Origin of the sequence: Pseudooceanicola aestuarii, assembly GCF_010614805.1 — a bacterium.
GTDB classification, from domain to species: Bacteria; Pseudomonadota; Alphaproteobacteria; order Rhodobacterales; family Rhodobacteraceae; genus Pseudooceanicola; species Pseudooceanicola aestuarii.
The window spans coordinates 1,882,297-1,899,542 of sequence record NZ_JAAFZC010000001.1 but is presented as its reverse complement, the minus strand read 5'-3'; the positions used below and the strand labels follow the sequence as shown (position 1 = coordinate 1,899,542).

Here is a 17,246-nt window from a genome sequence, read left to right as displayed (position 1 = left end):
GTCAACCTGACGTACGACCGGCCTCTGAGGAGAGGGGCCGTTGATCTCAATGGGAGGAGAAACCATGAACCCTTATGTCACCACCGGCCTCGCCGGGGCGATGGCGCTTGTCGCGCTGCCCCTGACGGCGGAAACCTGGAATTTCACGCTGGTCGCGGGCCATCCGCCGATCACGCGCGGGGTCTCGGCGCTCAGCACGCATTTCATCCCCGAAATCAACAAGCGCCTGGAACCGATGGGCCATTCCATCAACTGGACCGAAGCCTATGCCGGCGCCGTCGCCGATGTGAACGGCGTGCTCGAGGCGGTCGAATCCGGGATCGCCGAATTCGGCTATGTTCCGCATCTGTTCGAGGGTGACAAGCTGCCACTGGAACAGATCACCTATGTCACCCCCTTCGGCACCGCCGACCTGGTGAAACTGATGGAGGTCGTGGACAAGCTGCACGACGAGATCCCCGCCCTGGACGAAAGCTGGGCCGACCACAACCAGATGGTGCTGGCCCCCGTGGGCATCGACACCTACCATTTCGTCACGAATTTCCCGATCGAAAGCGCGGCGGACATCGACGGCCGCAAGATCGGCACCGCCGGCCTGGCGCTGAACTGGCTGAAGGATACCGGCGCGATCCCCGTGGCGGGCGCCCTGCCCTCGTTCTACAATTCGATGTCGACGGGCCTTTATGACGGGGTGATGACCTTTGAATCCGTGGTCGCGCCCTACAAATTCTACGAAGTCGCGCCCTATATCACCAAGATCAACTTTGGCGCGCAATATGCCTCGGCCCTGACGGTGAACCTGGACATCTGGAACGACCTGCCCGCCGAGGTGCAGCAGGTGATCCAGGAGGTCGCCGACGAATACCGCGACATCGCTGCCGAATCCTATGACGAAGGCGGCGCCGCCTCCCTTGCCAAGGCCGAGGCGGAGGGCGCCATGATCTCCGAATTGTCGGACGAGGCCCGCGCCGAATACGCCGCCAAGCTGCCCAATTTCGCCCGCGAATGGGCCGAAAAACTGGACGCCCAGGGCAAGCCCGGCACCGAAACCCTGGAGGCCTACATGCGGCTGGCCCGCGAAGCCGGGATCGAGTTCGCCCGCGACTGGACCGCGGAATGAGCAGCGCCACCACCACCGCCCCGCCCGGTCTTCCGGGCGGCGGCATTACCCGGTTCACCCGCCACGCCGCGCTGATCCTGGCCATTTTCGGCGGGCTGGGGACGCTGGGCATCATGGCGATCATCAATGCCGACGTGGTCGGGCGCGGGTTCTTTGACGCGCCCGTTCCCGCCACCGCCGAAATCGTATCGGCGGCGATTGTCGCCGTGGTCTATCTGCAATTGCCGCAGGCCACGGCCATGGGGCGCAATGTCCGCTCCGACATGCTGATCACCCGGCTGACCAGCCGATCGCCCCGTGCGGGGGCATGGCTGAACGCGGCGCATCACCTCGCCGGAACGATCATGCTGGCAATCCTCCTGCGTTATATCGGCCCGGAGATCTACGGTGCCATCGAAGATAACGAAACCGTCGGCCTCTACGGTCTGTTCACCATGCCGCGCTGGCCATTTGTCACCTGTGTGCTGCTGGGCTGCGTGCTGACACTGGTCGTCTATGCGGCGATGAGCGTGGATTACATCCGCCTCGCCATCCGGGGAGACCAGCCATGACATCGGTCGAAATCGGCATCGCCTCCATCGTGGCGATCCTCGTACTGATCCAGTTGGGGATGCATGTGGCCATCGCGCTGATGGCTGTCAGCTTCGCGGGCGTCTGGCTGGTCAAGGGCAAGATGGTCATCGCTGGCGCCCTTCTCAGCCAGGCCGCCCTGGACGGGGTGGCGCGGTATTCCTTCGGGGTGATCCCGCTGTTCGTCCTGATGGGCGTATTGGTGGGCGCCTGCGGGTTGGGGCGGGACGTGTTCGACGTCGCGGGCCAGATCTTCCGCCGGTTCCGCGGCGGGCTGGGCATCGCCACCGTTTTTGCCAACGCGGTCTTTGCGGCCGTGAACGGCACCTCCATCGCCTCCGCCTCCGTCTTTACCAAGGTGGCGGTGCCAGAGCTGATCCGACAGGGCTACACCCCGCGTTTCTCCGTGGGTGTTGTGGCCGGGTCGTCGGTTCTGGGGATGCTGATCCCGCCCTCGCTGCTGTTGATCCTGTTCGGGATCATCGCCGAGGTCAGCATCGGCGACCTGTTCACCGCCGGGATCGTGCCCGGTGTCATCCTGGCGCTGTTCTTCTGCATCGCCATCGTGGTCATGGCGCGGTTTTTCCCCCGCTATACCGGACAGGCGCATAAATCCGACCTGCCGCTGATGTCCGGCGGCATATTGGCGGTAAAATCCGCGCCGATCCTGGCGTTGATCCTGCTGGTTCTGGGCGGAATCTACGGCGGGTTCTTCACCCCGACCGAGGCCGGCGGCGTCGGCGCCCTGGGCGCGCTGCTGCTGGCCCTGGCCAAGGGCCGGCTTTCGGGTCGGGAGATCGGGCGCATCCTGCTGGAAACCGGGCAGGTCACCGCCTCCATCACCTTCCTGATCATCGCCGCGCATATGTATTCGCGCCTGCTGGCCCTGACCGGCCTGCCCAATGCGATGACCGGGCTGATGGCCAGCTGGGAGCTGGGCCTTTACGGTGTGCTGGTCCTCTATCTTCTGGCGATCATCCTGCTGGGCACGATCCTCGACAGTTCCTCCATCCTGCTGATCCTGCTGCCGCTGATCCTGCCGGTGATCGCGCCCTTCGGCGTCGATCTGGTCTGGTTCGGCATCGTCACGATCATCGCCGTGGAGGTCGGCCTGCTGACGCCACCGCTGGGGGTCGCCTGTTTCGTGATCAAGGCGAATCTGGACGATCCCCGCATCACCCTGAACGACATCTTCGCGGGGGCGGCGCCCTTTGCGCTGATCATGGTGGCCATGATCGCGCTGGTGCTGGCGCTGCCGGCCCTTGCCCTCGCTCTCCTTTGAAAGGACACGACATGTATTCCGACACCACGCGCACGTTGCAGGATCTGGGCGACGGGTTGTTCGCCTGGGTGCAGGGCGATGGCTCCTGGGGGTGGTCCAATTCCGGGCTGATCACCGGGGCCGACGGGTCGTCGCTGATGGTGGACACGCTGTTCACCGGGCGGCTGACGCAGGACATGCTGGACGCCTACCGCCGCGCCACCCCCGCAGCCAACACCATCGACACGCTGGTCAACACCCATTCCAACGGCGACCACACCTTCGGCAATCACCTGGTGGGCGATGCCCGCATCATCGGCTCCCAGGCCTGCGCCGAGGAAATGGAGGAACGCCCCGCCAGCCATTTCAAGGCCGCTGTGCAGAACCCCGAAGCCCACGGCGCCTTTGGCCAGTTCCTGTACGAGACGATGGGCGTGCGCTTCGACTTTTCCGATGCCGAACACGTCCCGCCGACGGAGACCTTCACCGGTTCCCGCACGCTGGAGGTCGACGGCCGCCGGGTGGAACTGACGGAACTGGGCCCGGCCCACACCCGCGGCGACATCATCGTTCACGTCCCGGACGCGCGCACCGTCTTTACCGGGGATATCCTGTTCTCGGGCGGGCATCCGATCATCTGGGCGGGCCCGATCGGCAACTGGATCGCCGCCTGCGACCACATCATGGGCCTGGACGTGGACATCGTGGTGCCCGGCCACGGTCCGGTGGGCGACAAGAAGGCCGTGCAGGATCTGCGCGCCTATCTGGTCAGCGTCGATGAACAGGCCCGCGCCTGTCACGCCGCCGGGCTGGGCTGGGAAGAGGCCGCATGGCAGGTCGGTTACGACGCCTTCGACAGCTGGCTGGACCGCGAACGCGTGGTGGCCAACGTGGCCAATGTCTACCGCGAGGTGTCGAAGGGGGCCATCGACCCCAGCGTCGAGGACATCATGACCCAGATGCTGCGCTATCGCCGGGGGGCCGAATGCGCCCATGACGGTCCCTGCGGCTGCCACGGGAGCGCGTGATGCTGGAGCTGCTGAACAACCCGATCTCCACCTGTTCGCAAAAGGTGCGCCTGACGCTGCACGAGAAGGGCCTCTCCTTCACCGACACCCGCATCGACTTCCGCGCCAAGGAACACCTGACCCCGGAATACCTGGCGATCAATCCCGACGGGGTGGTGCCCTCGCTGCTGCATGACGGGCAGCCCGTGCTGGATAGTTCGGTCATCATGGAATACCTGGACGAGGTCTATCCCGACCGTTCCCTGACCCCCGCCGATCCGCTGGCCCGCGCCAAGATGCGAAAATGGCTTCGCTTCATCGAGGAGGTGCCCACCCTCGCGATCCGCATCCCCTCGTTCAACCAGGTCTTCGTCCGCCATCGCAAGGATCTGAGCGCGGATGACCTGAAGAAGGACACCGAGGCCCGCACCCTGCGCCGCACCTTCTACAACGAGATGGGCCGCGACGGGTTCTCCGACGCGCGCCATGCGGAATCGCTGGAACGCCTGCGGGAGACGGTGACGCGGATGGATGCCGCCCTGGCGCAGAACGACTGGCTCTGCGGGTCCGCGCCGACGCTGGCGGATTTCTGCGTCGTGCCCACGATCGACCGGATGCGCGACCTGGGCCTGTCCCACATCTGGGAGGGACTGCCCCATTTCGCCCGCTGGTGGGACGCGATGCAGCAGCGCCCGGCCTACCTTGCCACCTATTACCCCGGCACTCGCGTCTCCGACATCTATGACGACCTGAAGGAAACCGCATGAAACTAGTCACCTTCGACCAGGACGGTCACCCGCAGCGCATCGGGGTTCTGGACGGGACGGAAATCGCCGTCCTGGATCCTGCCACCCCGGCCTTCGCTTCGATGCAGGCGCTGATCGAGGCAGGGCCCGAGGGGCTGGACGCTGCCCGCGCCGCCACGGACGCCGCCCCCCGCGTGCCCGTGGCGCAGGCCCGCCTGCGCGCGCCCCTGCCCGTGCCGATCCAGATGCGCGACTGCCTGACCTTCGAGATGCACCTGCGCAATGCGCGCGGCCGGATGCAGGGGATCGACCCGATGCAGGTGGAGATGCCGCAGGTCTGGTACGACCAGCCGATCTATTACAAGGCCAACCGCTTTTCCGTCTCCGGCCCGGAAGACGAGGTGATCTGGCCGCAGGGCGAAACCCGGCTGGACTACGAGCTGGAGCTGGCCTGCATCATCGGCAAGGGCGGCGGCGACATCTCCCGTGCCGATGCGCCGGGCCATGTCTGGGGCTTTACCATCTTCAATGATTTCTCCGCCCGCGATCACCAGATGGCCGAGATGGCCGGCGGCCTTGGCCCGGCGAAGGGCAAGGATTTCCGCACCGCCAACGCGATGGGCCCCTGCATCGTCACGGCGGACGAGATCGGCGACGGATCGGGCCTGACCATGGTCGCCCGGGTGAACGGAGAGGAATGGTCGCGCGGCAGTTCCTCCACCATGCACCACGATTTCGCCCGCATCATCGAACATGTCAGCCGCGACGAGATCCTGCATCCGGGAGAGATCCTTGGATCGGGCACCGTGGGCGAAGGCTGCGGGCTGGAGCTGGGCAAATTCCTGAACCCCGGCGACGTGGTCGAACTGGAGATCGAAGGCATCGGGATTTTGCGCAACACGATAGCGCAAACACGGCGCTGAGCAGGAAATTCAAGCGGGCCGGGGGTGGAAATACTGGATGTTTCCCCGGTTCGCGCTAAACTCTGTCCCCAATCAAAACATGATAATCGTCGGCGCAGCGGGTGCAGGCCCCTGCGGACACGACGGACAACATTGGACAGAAACGTGTCTTCAGAATTCAAACCCGAAACTTTTTTTCCGGGATGCTCCAACGCGGAAATCCATACCCAATACGCCGCCCTGTGCTACCGGATGAAGGGCGACAAGCCGCAGATTTTGCTGATCACCTCGCGCGGGACAGGCCGGTGGGTCGTGCCCAAGGGTTGGCCCATGTCGGGCAAGACCCCGGAGGAGGCCGCCCTGCGCGAAGCCTACGAGGAAGCCGGGGTGATGGGGCGCGCGGGACGCCGCCCGATCGGGATCTACCCTTATTACAAGGTACTGGAAAAGGGCGACGACCTGCCCACCGTGGTCACGCTGTTCCCGGTGCGGGTGCGCCTGCTGAAGGCCGAGTTCCCCGAGATGGACCAGCGCCGCCGCAAGTGGTTCTCCCGCAAGAAGGCCGCCGCCCGCGTCGAGGAACCGGAACTGGCGCGGATGCTGCGCAAGTTCGACCCGTCCAAGCTGAGGGGATGATCACCGGCGCACCATGGACCGGGCGTATCGCCACGCCTGCCGACCGGGATCTTGCGTTTTTCGGCGCAGCCTATATCTCCGGTGTCTTGTTATCCACAATGGCCGGACAGGCGTCGGGATCATGATCCAATTCTCGTTGAAATGCAGCAACGACCACCGCTTTGACAGCTGGTTCCAATCTTCCGACGCTTTCGAGAAATTGTTGAAGGCCGGGATGATTGGCTGTTCCGTCTGTGGCGACACCAAGGTGGAAAAGGCGCTGATGGCGCCCCGCGTGCGCCCCGGCCGCGCTGCGGAGGCCGACGCGACGACACCCACCGCAGCGCCGCAGCCCCCCGCGACCCCCACCCGGCCGCTGTCCGCCCCCGGCACCCCGGCACAACAGGCGCTGGCCGCGCTGAGGAAACAAATCCTGTCGCAATCGACCTATGTCGGCGGCGATTTCGCGCGGGAGGCCCGGTCCATGCACCTGGGCGATACCCCGGAGCGCCCGATCCACGGCGAGGCCCGGCCTGAGGAGGCCCGCGCCCTGCTGGAGGACGGCGTGCCGGTGCTGCCCCTGCCCTTTGCGCCGGGGCGCAAGACGAACTGAACCGCCCCTTGCCACAGTCTGCTTTACGTTCTGCAATGCGATGCCCGCTTGCACCCGCGCGCGCCGCCGCGTAAAGACCCCGGCAATCGAAGACCCGGAACATCCATATGCCCGTTCTCGTGATGAAATTCGGTGGCACCTCCGTCGCCACGCTTGACCGAATCCGCCGCGCCGCCAAACGCGTGGGCGTCGAGGTTGCCAAGGGCTATGACGTCATCGTCATCGTCTCCGCCATGTCGGGCAAGACCAACGAGTTGGTCGGCTGGGTGAACGAGACTTCGCCCCTGTACGACGCGCGTGAATATGACGCCGTCGTCTCCTCCGGAGAGAACGTGACCGCCGGGCTGATGGCGCTGGTGTTGCAGGAAATGGACGTGCCGGCGCGCAGCTGGCAGGGCTGGCAGGTGCCGCTGAAGACGAATTCGTCGCATTCTTCGGCCCGGATCGAGGAAATCCCCACCGACAACATCAACGCCAAGTTCGGCGAAGGCATGAAGGTCGCGGTGGTCGCCGGATTTCAGGGGATCTCCCCGGAAGGGCGGATCACCACGCTGGGCCGGGGCGGGTCGGATACCACCGCCGTGGCCTTTGCCGCCGCATTCGACGCGGAACGCTGCGATATCTACACCGATGTGGATGGCGTCTACACCACCGATCCGCGTATCGCCGACAAGGCCCGCAAGCTGGATCGCATCGCCTTCGAGGAGATGCTCGAACTGGCCTCTCTGGGGGCCAAGGTGTTGCAGACCCGTTCGGTGGAACTGGCCATGCGCTACGGCGTGAAGCTGCGCGTGCTGTCCAGCTTCGAGGAAATGAGTGACAATGCCGGCACATTGGTTTGTGCCGAGGAGGACATCATGGAATCCAACGTGGTTTCGGGCATCGCCTATTCGCGCGACGAGGCGAAGATGACCCTGATTTCGGTTGCCGATCGCCCCGGCATCGCCGCCGCGATCTTCGGCCCGCTCAGCGAGGCGGGGGTGAACGTGGACATGATCATCCAGAACATCGCCGAAGAGGGCCGGACGGACATGACGTTCTCCTGCCCCACCGATCAGGTGAAGCGCGCCGAACAGGCCCTGCACGCTGCCCGCGAGGCCGGCGACATCAACTTCCACGACCTGGTGGCCGACACCAATGTGGCCAAGATTTCAGCGGTGGGTATCGGCATGCGGTCGCAATCCGGTGTCGCCGCCAAGATGTTCAAGACGCTGTCCGACGACGGCATCAACATCAAGGTGATCGCCACCTCCGAGATCAAGATCTCGGTGTTGATCGACCGAAAATACATGGAACTGGCGGTGCAGGCCCTGCACGACGCGTTCGAGTTGGAAAAAGCTTGACAAACAAGGGCGTCGGGCGCCCCGCCCCGCCCTGCCCCACCCCTTCGGACGTTTTGGGCGTTTCGCTCTAGCGTCACTTGTGATCTATTCACCCGCGGCATCGACCGAAGGACCAGGGCCCGCATGACCGAAACGTTCGAGACCGACACCCGCGCCATGCTGGCGCGTCTGCGGGATGTGATGGCGGAGGATGCCGCAGGTCAGGCCCGGCTTGACCGGATCACCCATTTGATCGCCGATTCGATGAAGACGGAGGTCTGCTCCGTCTATCTGTTCCGCGATGCGGAGACCCTTGAACTCTGCGCGACGGAGGGGCTGAAGGCCGAGGCGGTGCACCAGACCCGGATGCGTCTGGGCGAGGGGCTGGTCGGCCGCGTGGCGCGGACCGGCAAATACGTCAACACCGCCGATGCCCCCGCCGAACGCGGGTTCCGCTACATGCCGGAAACCGGAGAGGAGATATATTCCTCCTTCCTTGGCGTACCGGTGCAGCGCCTGGGGGAAAAGCTGGGCGTGCTCGTGGTGCAATCCCGGACCAAGCGGCGCTATTCCGACGACGAGATCTATGCGCTGGAGGTCGTCGCCATGGTCCTGGCCGAAATGGCCGAGCTGGGTGCCTTTGTCGGTGATGGCGCGGCGCTGTCGGCCCGGCATACGCAGCCGGTGGTCTTTCGCGGCACCTCGGCCCAGGAGGGCACCGCCGAAGGCCATGTCTGGCTGCACGAACCGCGCGTCGTGATCACCAACCCCATCGCCGAGGATCCGCACCGCGAACGCGAACGCCTGATCGAGGCGGTGGAGACGCTGCGCATCTCGGTGGACGAGATGCTGGAGGGCGTGCGCAGCGGCGATGCCGAACAGCTGGAAGTGCTCGAAGCGTACCGCATGTTCGCCAATTCCAAGGGCTGGATGCGCCGCATGGAAGAGGACATCGGTCGTGGCCTGTCCGCCGAGGCTGCGGTGGAAAAGGAACAATCCACCGCCCGCGCCCGTATGGCCACCGCCAACGATGCCTATCTGCGCGACCGGCTGCACGATCTGGACGACCTCTCCAACCGCCTGCTCCGCATCCTGACCGGTCAGGGCAGCGAAACCGGGGCCGAAATGCCCAAGGATCCGGTCCTGGTGGCGCGCAACATCGGCCCGGCGGAACTGTTGGACTACGGCCGGTCCCTGCGCGGCATCGTGTTGGAACAGGGCTCGGTCGGGTCGCACGCCGCCATTGTCGCCCGCGCGCTGGCAATCCCGCTGGTGGTTCATGCCGACCGCATCACCACCGAGGCGCTGAACGGCGATCACGTGCTGGTCGATGGCGACAACGCCGCCGTGCACCTGCGCCCCGAGGACAGCGTTGCCACCGCCTTTCGCGACAAGATCGCCATGCAGGCGGAGGCCCAGGAACGCTATGCCTCCATCCGCGAACGACCCGCGATCACGCCCTGCGGCACCACGATCAACATGACGATGAACGCCGGGCTGATGGCGGATCTACCCTCTCTCGACGGGTCGGGCGCCGAGGGCGTGGGCCTGTTCCGCACGGAGCTGCAATTCCTGATCCGCAACCAGATGCCCAAGCGGTCCGAGCTTTCGGCCCTTTATGCACGCGTGCTGGACGCGGCCAATGGCAAGAGGGTGGTGTTCCGCACCCTCGACATCGGGTCGGACAAGGTGCTGTCCTACATGAAACCCAATGACGAGCCGAACCCCGCCCTGGGCTGGCGCGCCATCCGGGTCGGGCTGGACAAGCCGGGGGTGATGCGGATGCAGCTACAGGCCCTGCTGCGCGCCGCCAATGGGCGGCCGCTGTCGGTCATGTTTCCCTTTGTCGCGCAATACGAGGAATACCGCGCCGCCCGCGCGGAGATGGACAAGGCGCTGGAGCGGGAGCGGATTCTGGGCCATGTCCTGCCCGAAACGCTGGAAGTGGGGGCGATGCTGGAAACCCCGTCCCTCGCCTTTGCGCCGCGCAAGTTCTTCGAAGAGGTGCAGTTCCTGTCCATCGGTGGCAACGATCTGAAACAGTTCTTCTTTGCCGCCGACCGCGAGAACGAGCGGGTGCGCCGCCGCTATGACACGCTGAACGTCAGCTTCCTGACCTTCCTGCGATCCATCGTCGAGCGTTGCGAAGACACCGGCACGCCCCTGTCCTTCTGCGGTGAGGATGCCGGCCGCCCGGTAGAGGCCGTATGCCTGGCCGCCATGGGCCTGCGTTCGCTGTCGATGCGCCCGGCCTCCATCGGGCCGGTCAAAAGCCTGCTGCTGCGCACCAACCTGCAAGAGCTGCGGGAGGTGATCGATGCCGCCGCCGACCGGGGTGAGCAATCGGTGCGCGGCCCCGTCATGGCCTACCTGCGGGGCCGCCCGTGAATGCGCTGAACCCCGCCGACGCCGCCCTGGCAGACCGGCTGCGCCCGCAGCTGGAACCGGCGAGTTTCCGGGAGGTCGCGCCCCGCTATCTTGAGGAGCCGCGCGGCGCCTGGCACGGTCAGGCCGGGCTGGTGCTGGCACCGGGCTCCACGGCGGAGGTCTCTGCCATCCTGGCCGCCGCCAATGACGCGCGGGTGCCGGTGATCCCATATGGCGGCGGCACCGGGCTGGTCGGCGGGCAGGTCATGCCCGACGGCCCTGCCCCGCTGGTGCTGTCGATGGAACGCATGGCCGCGATCCGCGAAGTCTCTCCCCGTGACAATGTCATGGTGGCCGAAGCAGGGGCCATCCTGGCCGATCTGCACAGCGCGGCAGAGGCACATGACCGCCTGTTCCCGCTGTCCATCGCCGCCCATGGCACCGCCCGGATCGGCGGCAATCTGGCGACCAATGCGGGCGGTGTGAACGTGCTGCGCTACGGCAATACCCGTGACCTGTGCCTGGGGATCGAGGCGGTGCTGGCCGATGGCCGCGTCATGAACACGCTGACCCGGCTGCGCAAGGACAACACCGGCTACGACCTGCGCAACCTGCTGATCGGATCGGAGGGGACGCTGGGCGTGATCACCGCCGCCGCGCTGAAGCTGTTCCCCCGGCCCGCGCGGACCGGCACCGCGCTGATGGTCGTCCCCTCGCCCGAAGCGGCGCTGGACCTGCTGGCGCACAGCCGCGACATCGCCGGAGAGACCATATCCGCCTTCGAGCTGATCGCCGGCACCGGGCTGGACTTCCTGGCCGAGACGATGCCCCAGGTCCGCCGCCCCTTCGATCCCGCGCCCGACTGGCTGGTGCTGGTAGAGCTGGGCACCGGCGCCGACCAGGATCCCGACGCTCTGCTGGAGACGATTTTCACCGCCGCGCTTGAGGGCGGGCTGGTGGCGGACGGGCTGATCGCGCAATCCCGCGGCCAGGCGACGGAATTCTGGAACCTGCGGGAAATGCTGCCCGAGGCGAACCGCCTGATCGGCGCGGTGGCCAGTCACGATGTCTCCCTGCCGATGGCGGTGATTCCCGAATTCATCGCCCGCGGTCGTGCCCTGGGGGCCGAATTCGGCGACCTAAGGCTGAACTGCTTTGGTCACCTGGGCGACGGCAACCTGCATTTCAATTTTTTCCCGCCGCGCGGCACGGCCAAGGCCACGCTGGCCCATCTGAAGGCGCCAGTGATGCGGGCGGTGCATGATCTGGTGCATGAATATCGCGGATCGGTCAGCGCAGAACACGGTATCGGCCGGCTGAAGGTCGATGACATGCGCCGCTATGGTGATCCCGTGCGGTTGGAAATGATGTACGGGATCAAGCAGGTCTTCGATCCCAACGGCATCCTGAACCCCGGCGCTGTGCTGCCGCCGCGCTGATTCCGCGCCCTGCCCAGGTGAAGGCGGCCTGACAAGCTGACGGTTTGATGGCCATGCGCACCTGCCGAACCGTCATCCTTGCGCAACTGGCCGGCCCCGCGCGGCGCGGCCAACAGCACGTCGTGACGACCGTCCGTGGACCCGCCCCGCCTCGAAACTGGCCCGCGGGCGCCGCAGCATCCTGTAGCGGCCGCTTCGCCCCGATCCTGTTCCCCGGACCCAAGCGCCGCAATCAGGTACCCTCAAAGGCGCAGAGCGCATGCACCGCGACCCCCAGCCTTTCCAGCCGGGCGCGGCCACCCAGCTCAGGCAGGTCGATGACGAAGGCACAGCCAAGGATCTCTCCGCCCAGCTTCTCGACCAGGGTGATCCCGGCCTCGGCGGTGCCGCCGGTGGCCAGAAGGTCATCCACGATCAGCACCCGATCTCCTGCCGCCAGGGCGTCCTCGTGCAGTTCCATCACGGCGTCACCGTATTCCAGTTGATAGGGCTGTGCGATGACGCGCCCCGGCAGCTTCCCCGCCTTGCGCACCGGCACGAAGCCCACGGCAAGCTGATGCGCGATCGCCCCGCCCAGGATGAAGCCGCGCGCCTCCAGCCCGACGACCTTGTCGATGCGCAGGCCGGCATAGGGGTGCAGCATCTGATCCACCGCCATGCGAAACCCGCGCGGATCTGCGAACAGGGTGGTCACGTCGCGGAACATGATGCCGGCATGAGGAAAATCGGGAATGGTGCGGATGTAGTCGCGCACCCCCTTCACAGCACGCGCCCCGCCACGACCGACAGCGCCGCCACCTGCGCCGGGTCACGCTGGTCGGGCGCGGTCTTCACCGCGACGTCCTCGAGAGAATTTCCCCGGCTTTCCGTACAGACCGGAACCTGATCCACCGGCACGACAGGGCCCACCGCCCCCTCCGCCCGGAAAGATCCGCAGGTCGGGGCGGGAGCCACATGGATGATACCCTGCGATTTCAGCGCATGGAGATCGGCGCGACAGGACATATCGGCGGGGCCGCGCCTTTGCCCGTGTCTGTACCCGCGCCCATGTACATGGCCGCGCCCGTGCCGGGGCAGGAATGCCATTTCCAGCCCGTCCAGCCGCCCGGTCAGGATTGCGTCCGAAGGCGCGCCCCACGGCGTGTGGATCGTCTGCCAGCGGGTGCCTGTCAGCCCGTCGATCCGGTAGAGACCCGATCCGCCGATCACGCCCAGCTTCATCCCGGTCATGCCTGTCTCCGCTGCCGTTTCCGCCATTCTTGACCACAGCAGGGGCAGCGCGCAAGCTCAGGACTTGCGGATCGGTTTCGCTGTGACGCGGGCGCGCAACCCTTCGACCAGCCGGGGCTGGGCGATGTCGCTTTCGATGGCCAGGCGGCGCAGCCCGAAATGCACATGCGCGATTTCCTGGTAGTAGCTGGTATAGGCGAAATTCGTCGCGGCCCCCGCCATCGCCCCCAGCACCGGCACCGTCTGCGCGGCCAGCTTCTGGCCCAGAACCTGCGCCAATCGGGGCGCGACCCGGGTGATCAGGGATTGCACTGTTGTCCCGGTGATCGCCACGCGGGAGGTGAGGAAGGCCATGTCCGCCCCCTCGTTGCGGCCCAACGGCCCGGCGGCGGCAAAGACCTGTATGCAATCGAACTGCACGTTCTCCTCTGCCGGGTCGAAACCGTGTTCGGCCGCAACCCCCTGGATCGCGCGCAGCAGCACCGTCGTCGTCACCGGCAGCTCTGCCAGCGCCGAGGGCAGACCGCCAAATCCGCCCGCCGCGCCCATCGCCGTGGTCATCGCGCGGTTCAGCCAGTCCGGCTGATCGCCCACCACATCACGTGATTGGTGCGCCGCGCGGTTGGCGGTGGTCAGGGCCAGTTCGGTGGCCCGGTCCAGCCGGCGGGTGATGTCGCGGGGCAACTTGTCCAGAAGGTTCTCCGCCTGGCCGCCGATCATGCCCAGCACCTGCATCCCCACGCCGCCGGCGCGACGATAGCGCCGGGCCAGCGCATCCAGTTCGGCGGAGACCTCGGGGGGCAGATCCTCGGGAGGCAGATCGTCGAATTCGGGGGCGTGCTGGGTCATGTGGTCCTCCGGCCTGCTGGGCTACCCCTTTCTAGATGGGTGTTTTTCCACCCGTTCAAGGGGGCAAGGCGATCCGCGATCTGCCCGGCAGGCACGCACCGCGGCCCGATCCGTCGCCTGGCCGGACGTCCCAAGGCGCCGCGTGGCGGGCCGGACCGTGCGTGGATCAGCGCCCCGCGTCGGGCTGGACCGGCCCGCACCAGCGGGTGACCGCCCCGCGGACCCCGTCCCAGGCCCCGGAGTGCAGGGCATGGCCCAGAATGCGGTCGGGATTGGTCGGGCCGGGCATGTCGATCCCGTCCAGCCGGGCAAAGCCAAAACGCGCGTAATAGGACGCATCCCCCACCAGCAGCACCCGCGCCCAGCCGCTGCCGCACGCCTGGGCCATCGATTCGCGGATCAGCAGACCGCCCAGCCCCTCGCCCTGGCGGGTCGGATGCACCGCGACCGGGCCCAGCAACAGCACCGCCGCGCCGCCCACACGCACGGGCCAGAACCGGATCGCACCGCCCAGACTGCCGTCGCCGTCGCGCGCCAACCGGCTCAGTTCCGTCACCGGGGCGACGCCCTCGCGCAGACGGTAGGAGCTGAGCGCGGTCCGCCCCGGCGCAAAGCACAGGTCATACAGCGCCTCGACCTCCCACCAATCCCCGGGCGTTTCCTGTGAGAGACTGTACATCTGTTCCGCGCGCGTCCCGGCATTTTCTCGGTGGCATCCCGCCTAACACGAGACTACACCTGCGGCAAACGGATGGGAGATCTCATGTTTTACGAGCCCAAGGACGGCCACGGACTGCCGCACAACCCCTTCAACGCCATCGTCACGCCCCGGCCCATCGGCTGGGTTTCGACCCGGGGCGCGGATGGGGCGGACAATCTGGCGCCCTATTCCTTTTTCAACGCGGTCGCCTACGTGCCGCCACAGGTGATGTTCGCCTCCACCTCCGACAAGGCGGATCGCGCGATGGGCAAGGACACCGTCGCCAATATCGAGGAAACCGGCGTGTTCTGCGTCAACATCGTCGAACACGAGATGCGCGACGCGATGAACGCGACCTCCGCCAGCCTGCCGGCGGGCGAAGACGAATTCATCAAGGCCGCGCTGGACAAGGCCGAATGCACCACCATCGCCTGTGCCCGCGTGGCGGCCGCTCCGGCGGCGCTGGAATGCCGCTTGTCGCAGATCGTGAAGCTGGAAGGCGCCACCAATTACATGGTGCTGGGCGAGGTCATCGGCGTGCATATGCGCGATGATTGCCTGCGCGACGGCCGGTTCGACGTGACCACGTTCAACCCGCTGTCCCGGCTAGGCTATCGTGATTACGCCACCGTCCGGGAGCTGTTCGAGCTGAAACGCCCCGGAGATTGATCCGGGCAACCGGTCCAGACAGCGGGGACCGGAGGGCTGCGAACGGCCTGCGGCTCCGGCGTGGACGATCGGGCCGGGCAAGGTTGCAGTACCCCGAAGGGAGGCCGCCCCGAACCGGGTGGCGCGGATGGGGCCCGCACCTGCCCCATCCGCCAACGCTGTAGCCGCAGAGGCGGGACCGACGCATTTTCGGTCTCCCCCTTTACTTTCGGCCCCTATTGCAACCGCTCTTGCAGACCTCTGCCAGGCTCCGCAAAAGCACTGCACTGCCATCGCCAGGCGCCACCGCGAAGCCCAGCGTCCAGGGGTCGCACGCGCCTCTTGCGCGAAACTCCAGCGCACATGCAACTGCCCGGCTGGCCGGCACCCTGCCCTCGTCGCTCAGCGCAGGCGGGGCGGTTTGTCGGGATCCGAACCGGGAGCGACATGTTCCACCCTGGGCGGGGCCTCCGGTTCCGGCAGGTCGAACCGCAGGCCCTGCCGCGCCAACGCCGCCGCGCGGGGATCTTCGGCTGCGAAGAACCCCACGTCCAGCACGCCCGCCTCCACCCCGGAGAAGGTCAGCGCCTCGCCCACCGCCTTGGCCAGGGCGCCCTCCGCCCCGTCACGCGCCGCGATGAAGGCCAGCATATGCCCGTGCCCGCCGCTGGCGGTTTCGGTTCCGGCCAGGTAGGCCCCCGCCGCCAGCCCGGCCATCTGCGCCAGCTTGGCATCCAGCGCGCGCAACAGCGCTTCCGGCAGACCGCGCGGCGGGTGGAAGGCTGCGATGCGTTCCTCCACCTCGCCCGGCGCATGGGCGACGGTGCGGGCCAGCCAATCCACCGCCTCCGCCGGGATCAGGATGGCGGAGGGCGCGCCCAGGTTTACCGCCAACCCCACGCCCTGCCCCGCCAATTGCCCGGCGATCACCCGCCCCGACAATGCGGCATAGGGCGCGGGCGCGCCGGTGAAACCGGACAGCCGGTCCTCCCGGTCGAAGGCCAGGACGAAATCCTGCCCCTCCACCGGGAAGATGCTGGGAGAGACATTTTCATCTGCCGCCTCCTTGGTCAGCAGAAGGAACATTTCGCTATCGGCCAGCCGTTCGTAGAAGCGCAGGCGGGCTGCGTCATCTTCCGGCGCGGTCTCCATCTGGTGGTGGGCCAGGTCCAGCGGGGTTTCTTCGGTCATGCCAATGCCTCCTGCACGCGGGTTCGCAGGGCCGGGATGACCTCCGTCTCGAACCAGGGGTTGCGCTTGAGCCATGCGGTATTGCGCCAGGAGGGATGAGGCAAGGGGATCACGCCCGGCAGGTGGTTGCGCCAGCCCGCCACCACCTGCGTCATCGGCGCCCTTGTCCCCAGATGGAACCGCTGCGCATGGGCGCCGATGATCAGCCGAAGGCGCAGGTCGGGCAACTGGTCAAGCACCGAGCGATGCCATGTCTGCGCGCAGATGGCCGGCGGCGGCAGGTCGCTGCCCTTGGCGTCATAACCGGGAAAGCAGAAGGCCGTGGGCAGGAACGCCATGTGCCGCAGGTCGTAGAATTCCGCGCGTGTGACACCCATCCAGTCGCGCAGCCGGTCGCCGGAGCGATCGTCGAAGGGCCGGCCACTGGCATGGACCCGCGCGCCCGGCGCCTGCCCCGCGATCAGCACCCGCGCCGAGGGCCGCAGCCAGACCACCGGGCGCGGCGCATGGGCCGTCCGCGTGGCGGCAAAGCGCGCGGCGCATATCCGGCAGGCGCGGATGTCGTCAAAGAGGTCAGCAGCGGTGCGGTCGGACATGGGGGGGTATCTGTGGCGTCGCGGCGCGTTGGTCAACTTGGGTCCGGTTGCCGGGCGCCAGACATTTCTA

The 17,246-nt window shown here is 66.8% G+C and carries 17 protein-coding genes and 1 pseudogene; 12 read left to right on the top strand and 6 right to left on the bottom strand.

The features are described 5' to 3' along the window. The first annotated feature begins 64 nt into the window (after positions 1–64). From G5A46_RS09055 to G5A46_RS09005, 11 genes are all read left to right on the top strand, one after another. Positions 65–1,120 carry a C4-dicarboxylate TRAP transporter substrate-binding protein gene (locus G5A46_RS09055; protein WP_163849090.1) on the top strand — a complete coding sequence of 352 codons (1,056 nt, stop codon included), beginning with the start codon at positions 65–67 and terminating at the stop codon, positions 1,118–1,120. Beyond that, positions 1,117–1,671, top strand: a complete 555-nt coding sequence (locus G5A46_RS09050) for a TRAP transporter small permease subunit (RefSeq protein ID WP_163849089.1) — start codon at positions 1,117–1,119, stop codon at positions 1,669–1,671. The genes G5A46_RS09055 and G5A46_RS09050 overlap by 4 nt, the downstream gene beginning before the upstream one ends. Further along, positions 1,668–2,972 carry a TRAP transporter large permease gene (locus tag G5A46_RS09045; protein ID WP_163849088.1) on the top strand — a complete coding sequence of 435 codons (1,305 nt, stop codon included), beginning with the start codon at positions 1,668–1,670 and terminating at the stop codon, positions 2,970–2,972. Before G5A46_RS09050 ends, G5A46_RS09045 begins: the two co-directional genes overlap by 4 nt. A gap of 11 nt (positions 2,973–2,983) precedes the next feature. Beyond that, positions 2,984–3,979 carry an MBL fold metallo-hydrolase gene (locus G5A46_RS09040; RefSeq protein WP_163849087.1) on the top strand — a complete coding sequence of 332 codons (996 nt, stop codon included), beginning with the start codon at positions 2,984–2,986 and terminating at the stop codon, positions 3,977–3,979. Next, the gene (locus G5A46_RS09035; protein WP_163849086.1) at positions 3,979–4,725 is read left to right on the top strand and encodes a glutathione S-transferase family protein; all 747 of its coding nucleotides are present in this window, start codon (positions 3,979–3,981) and stop codon (positions 4,723–4,725) included. The genes G5A46_RS09040 and G5A46_RS09035 overlap by 1 nt, the downstream gene beginning before the upstream one ends. After that, complete coding sequence (locus tag G5A46_RS09030) at positions 4,722–5,627, top strand: fumarylacetoacetate hydrolase family protein (protein ID WP_163849085.1); 906 nt, start codon at positions 4,722–4,724, stop codon at positions 5,625–5,627. Before G5A46_RS09035 ends, G5A46_RS09030 begins: the two co-directional genes overlap by 4 nt. Positions 5,628–5,771: 144 nt before the next feature. Continuing rightward, complete coding sequence (locus G5A46_RS09025; RefSeq protein ID WP_239520700.1) at positions 5,772–6,242, top strand: NUDIX hydrolase; 471 nt, start codon at positions 5,772–5,774, stop codon at positions 6,240–6,242. Positions 6,243–6,363: 121 nt separating this feature from the next. Continuing rightward, positions 6,364–6,834, top strand: coding sequence for a DUF1178 family protein (locus tag G5A46_RS09020; protein ID WP_163849084.1), 471 nt, complete (start codon positions 6,364–6,366; stop codon positions 6,832–6,834). A gap of 107 nt (positions 6,835–6,941) precedes the next feature. Continuing rightward, on the top strand, positions 6,942–8,177 hold the full coding sequence (locus G5A46_RS09015) for an aspartate kinase (protein WP_163849083.1): 1,236 nt from the start codon (positions 6,942–6,944) through the stop codon (positions 8,175–8,177). Positions 8,178–8,300: 123 nt separating this feature from the next. Beyond that, on the top strand, positions 8,301–10,544 hold the full coding sequence (gene ptsP, locus G5A46_RS09010) for a phosphoenolpyruvate--protein phosphotransferase (protein ID WP_163849082.1): 2,244 nt from the start codon (positions 8,301–8,303) through the stop codon (positions 10,542–10,544). Next, positions 10,541–11,962 carry an FAD-binding oxidoreductase gene (locus tag G5A46_RS09005; RefSeq protein WP_204318716.1) on the top strand — a complete coding sequence of 474 codons (1,422 nt, stop codon included), beginning with the start codon at positions 10,541–10,543 and terminating at the stop codon, positions 11,960–11,962. The genes ptsP and G5A46_RS09005 overlap by 4 nt, the downstream gene beginning before the upstream one ends. 232 nt (positions 11,963–12,194) lie before the next feature. Here G5A46_RS09005 and G5A46_RS09000 read toward each other — a convergent pair whose 3' ends face one another. The 4 genes and pseudogenes from G5A46_RS09000 to G5A46_RS08985 all read right to left on the bottom strand — a co-directional run bounded on the left by G5A46_RS09000 (position 12,195) and on the right by G5A46_RS08985 (position 14,720). Beyond that, a complete protein-coding gene (locus G5A46_RS09000; protein ID WP_163849081.1) occupies positions 12,195–12,725 on the bottom strand; it encodes an adenine phosphoribosyltransferase in 531 nt (176 codons plus the stop codon). Positions 12,726–12,844: 119 nt separating this feature from the next. Beyond that, a pseudogene (locus tag G5A46_RS08995) lies at positions 12,845–13,192 on the bottom strand (nucleoside phosphorylase-I family protein); the annotation flags it as partial. 57 nt (positions 13,193–13,249) lie between these two features. Further along, positions 13,250–14,041: an EcsC family protein gene (locus G5A46_RS08990; RefSeq protein ID WP_163849079.1), complete on the bottom strand. Its 792-nt coding sequence runs from the start codon at positions 14,039–14,041 to the stop codon at positions 13,250–13,252. Positions 14,042–14,207: 166 nt separating this feature from the next. Then, positions 14,208–14,720 (bottom strand): GNAT family N-acetyltransferase, encoded by a 513-nt coding sequence (locus G5A46_RS08985; protein ID WP_163849078.1) that lies wholly within the window; start codon positions 14,718–14,720, stop codon positions 14,208–14,210. Positions 14,721–14,804: 84 nt separating this feature from the next. Between G5A46_RS08985 and G5A46_RS08980 the strand changes: the two genes are divergently transcribed. After that, a complete protein-coding gene (locus tag G5A46_RS08980; protein WP_163849077.1) occupies positions 14,805–15,410 on the top strand; it encodes a flavin reductase family protein in 606 nt (201 codons plus the stop codon). A 381-nt stretch (positions 15,411–15,791) separates the two neighbouring features. On the opposite strand, the gene G5A46_RS08975 is transcribed toward G5A46_RS08980, so the two are convergent. After that, positions 15,792–16,580, bottom strand: coding sequence for an SseB family protein (locus tag G5A46_RS08975; protein ID WP_163849076.1), 789 nt, complete (start codon positions 16,578–16,580; stop codon positions 15,792–15,794). Continuing rightward, positions 16,577–17,176 (bottom strand): uracil-DNA glycosylase family protein, encoded by a 600-nt coding sequence (locus tag G5A46_RS08970; protein WP_163849075.1) that lies wholly within the window; start codon positions 17,174–17,176, stop codon positions 16,577–16,579. Before G5A46_RS08970 ends, G5A46_RS08975 begins: the two co-directional genes overlap by 4 nt. Positions 17,177–17,246: the final 70 nt, after the last annotated feature.

Bases quoted from the DNA above. Each gene is read 5' to 3' on its own strand.
- G5A46_RS09055 (WP_163849090.1), top strand. From the start codon at position 65: ATGAACCCTTATGTCACCACCGGCCTCGCCGGGGCGATGGCGCTTGTC.
- G5A46_RS09050 (WP_163849089.1), top strand. From the start codon at position 1,117: ATGAGCAGCGCCACCACCACCGCCCCGCCCGGTCTTCCGGGCGGCGGC.
- G5A46_RS09045 (WP_163849088.1), top strand. From the start codon at position 1,668: ATGACATCGGTCGAAATCGGCATCGCCTCCATCGTGGCGATCCTCGTA.
- G5A46_RS09040 (WP_163849087.1), top strand. From the start codon at position 2,984: ATGTATTCCGACACCACGCGCACGTTGCAGGATCTGGGCGACGGGTTG.
- G5A46_RS09035 (WP_163849086.1), top strand. From the start codon at position 3,979: ATGCTGGAGCTGCTGAACAACCCGATCTCCACCTGTTCGCAAAAGGTG.
- G5A46_RS09030 (WP_163849085.1), top strand. From the start codon at position 4,722: ATGAAACTAGTCACCTTCGACCAGGACGGTCACCCGCAGCGCATCGGG.
- G5A46_RS09020 (WP_163849084.1), top strand. From the start codon at position 6,364: ATGATCCAATTCTCGTTGAAATGCAGCAACGACCACCGCTTTGACAGC.
- G5A46_RS09015 (WP_163849083.1), top strand. From the start codon at position 6,942: ATGCCCGTTCTCGTGATGAAATTCGGTGGCACCTCCGTCGCCACGCTT.
- ptsP (WP_163849082.1), top strand. From the start codon at position 8,301: ATGACCGAAACGTTCGAGACCGACACCCGCGCCATGCTGGCGCGTCTG.
- G5A46_RS08990 (WP_163849079.1), bottom strand. From the start codon at position 14,041: ATGACCCAGCACGCCCCCGAATTCGACGATCTGCCTCCCGAGGATCTG.
- G5A46_RS08985 (WP_163849078.1), bottom strand. From the start codon at position 14,720: ATGTACAGTCTCTCACAGGAAACGCCCGGGGATTGGTGGGAGGTCGAG.
- G5A46_RS08980 (WP_163849077.1), top strand. From the start codon at position 14,805: ATGTTTTACGAGCCCAAGGACGGCCACGGACTGCCGCACAACCCCTTC.
- G5A46_RS08975 (WP_163849076.1), bottom strand. From the start codon at position 16,580: ATGACCGAAGAAACCCCGCTGGACCTGGCCCACCACCAGATGGAGACC.
- G5A46_RS08970 (WP_163849075.1), bottom strand. From the start codon at position 17,176: ATGTCCGACCGCACCGCTGCTGACCTCTTTGACGACATCCGCGCCTGC.